Here is a 2,643-nt window from a genome sequence, read left to right on the forward strand (position 1 = left end):
CGATGCCAACGGCACATTGAGCAACCCCACGACCCCTGACAACGGAAAAACCTGGATCGCCACCTTCACGCCCACGGCCAACGTCGAGGACAACAGCAACACCATCGGCGTGAACCTGGCTGGCGTGACCGACGCCGCAGGCACCGCCGGTACCGGCTCCGCCAGCAGCGCCAACTACTCCATCGATACCAAGCGGCCCACTCCGACCAACCTCACCATCGAGGACCCCAAGCTCTGCGCCGGCGAATCAACCACCGTCACCCTCACCTTCTCCGAAGCGCTCAATCAGGACAGTTTCACTCTGGCGCGCATTCGCTCTGCCGCCACCGCCGCCGCCAATCCCGGCACATTGTCCGACCTGCGTACCACCAACGGCATGACTTGGCAGTTCACGCTGACGGCCCCGACTACCGGCGCCTCATCGACCGGCAATTACCTCTGCGTGAATATGACGAGTACCGTGACCGATGTCGCAGGCAACGGGAGTCGGACCGAAACGACGTATTTCGATGTCCCCCTCTACGACATTGACCTCGTTCGGCCCACCGCCACGATCACCCTGGCCGACACCGCGCTCACCGTCGGCGAAACCACCACCGTCACCTTCGTCTTCAGCGAGCCCGTCACCGACTTCACGCGCGAGGACATCGTGCTCACCAATGCCAACGGCACATTGGGCCCGCTCACGGCCCATGCCGACGGCAAAACCTGGACCGCCATCTTCACGCCCACGGCCAGCCTCAGCGATACGACCAACACCATCAGCGTCAACCTCACGGGCGTGACCGACACCGCAGGCAACGCCGGTGTCGGCACCGCCAGCAGCGCCAACTACACCGTGGACACCCTGCGGCCCAGCGCCACGATCACACTCGCCGACACCCGCCTCATCGCCGGCGAAACAACGACCGTGAGCATCGTCTTCAACGAGACCGTCACCGGCTTCACGCGCGCTGACATCGTGCTCACCGATGCCAACGGCACATTGGGCGACCCCACGACCCATGACAACGGCAAAACCTGGACCGCCACCTTCACGCCCACGGCCGACGTCGAGGACAGCAGCAACACCATCGGCGTCAACCAGGCTGGCGTGACCGACGCCGCAGGCAACGCCGGTACCGGCTTCGCCACCAGCGCCAACTACTCCATCGATACCAAGCGGCCCTTTCCGACCTCCATCACCATCGCTGACCCCAAGCTCTGCGCCGGCGAATCAACCACCGTCACCCTCACCTTCTCCGAAGCGCTCAATCGGGACAGTCTCACTCTGGAACAGCTTGGCTTTACCCGCGATCTCACCGCCAATTCCAGCGCAGGCACATTGTCCGACCTGCGTCCCACCGACGGCATGACTTGGCAGTACACGCTCACTGCCCCGACTACCGGCGCCTCATCGACCGGCAATTACCTCAGCGTGCTTACGACGGCCGTGACCGATGCCGCGGGCAACACGGGTCAGTCCGGATCGACGTATTTCGATAACGTCCTCTACGACATTGACCTCGTTCGGCCCACCGTCACGATCACCCTGGCCGACAGCGCGCTCACCGCGGACGAAACCACCACCGTGACCTTCGCCTTCAGCGAGACCGTCACCGGCTTCACGCGCGATGACATCGTGCTCGCAAACGGCACATTGGGTGACCTCACGACCCATGACAACGGCAGAACCTGGACGGCCACCTTGACGCCCACGGCCAACGTCCACGCCGCGGCGAACACCATCCGCGTGAACCTCAGCGGTGTCACCGACGTCGCTGGCAACACCGGCACCGCCACCGCCACCAGCGCCAACTACTCCATCGATACCAAGCGACCCACTCCGACCAACCTCACCATCGAGGACCCCAAGCTCTGCGCCGGCGAATCAACCACCGTCACCCTCACCTTCTCCGAAGCGCTCAATCGGGACGACTTCACCCTGAATGACCTAGGCTTCATGTCCAATGCCAGTGTCGGCACACTGTCCGACCTGCGCACCACCGACGGCATTACCTGGAAATTCACGCTCACTGCCCCGACTTCCGGCGATTCATCGACCGGCCATGCCATCAGCCTTAACCTGCGCGGCATCACCGATGTCGCGGGCAACACGGGTCAGCACGTGGAGATGTATTTCCGTGACGTCCTCTTCGACTTTGACCTCGTGCGCCCCACCGCCACGATCACCCTGGCCGACAGCGCGCTCACCATCGGCGAGACCACCACCGTCACCTTCGCCTTCAGCGAGCCCGTCACCGACTTCACACGCGAGGACATCGTGCTCACCGATGCCAACGGCACGCTGGGCCCGCTCACGGCGAATGCCGACGGCAAAACCTGGACCGCCACCTTCACGCCTGCGGCCAACGTCAACGACGCGACCAACACCATCAGCGTCAACCTCACCGGCGTGACCGACACCGCAGGCAACGCCGGTGTCAGCACCGCCAGCAGCGCCAACTACACCGTGGACACCCTGCGGCCCAGCGCCACGATCACGCTGGCCGACACCCGTCTCATCGCCGGCGAAACAACGACCGTCACCATCGTCTTCAACGAGCCCGTCACCGACTTCACGCGCGCTGACATCGTGCTCACCGATGCCAACGGCACATTGGGCGATCTCACGACCAATGACCATGGCAAAACCTGGACCGC

Annotated in this window: 1 protein-coding gene; it reads left to right on the forward strand. The window is 63.9% G+C overall.

Features of this window, described 5'->3' with window-relative positions; all coding sequences use genetic code 11:
- A partial coding sequence (locus tag VTU_RS33520; RefSeq protein WP_010102387.1) for an Ig-like domain-containing protein occupies positions 1-2,643 on the forward strand: 2,643 nt, incomplete at both ends.

The sequence above is a fragment of the Verminephrobacter aporrectodeae subsp. tuberculatae At4 genome, assembly GCF_000193225.1.
Classification (GTDB): Bacteria; Pseudomonadota; Gammaproteobacteria; order Burkholderiales; family Burkholderiaceae_C; genus Acidovorax; species Acidovorax aporrectodeae.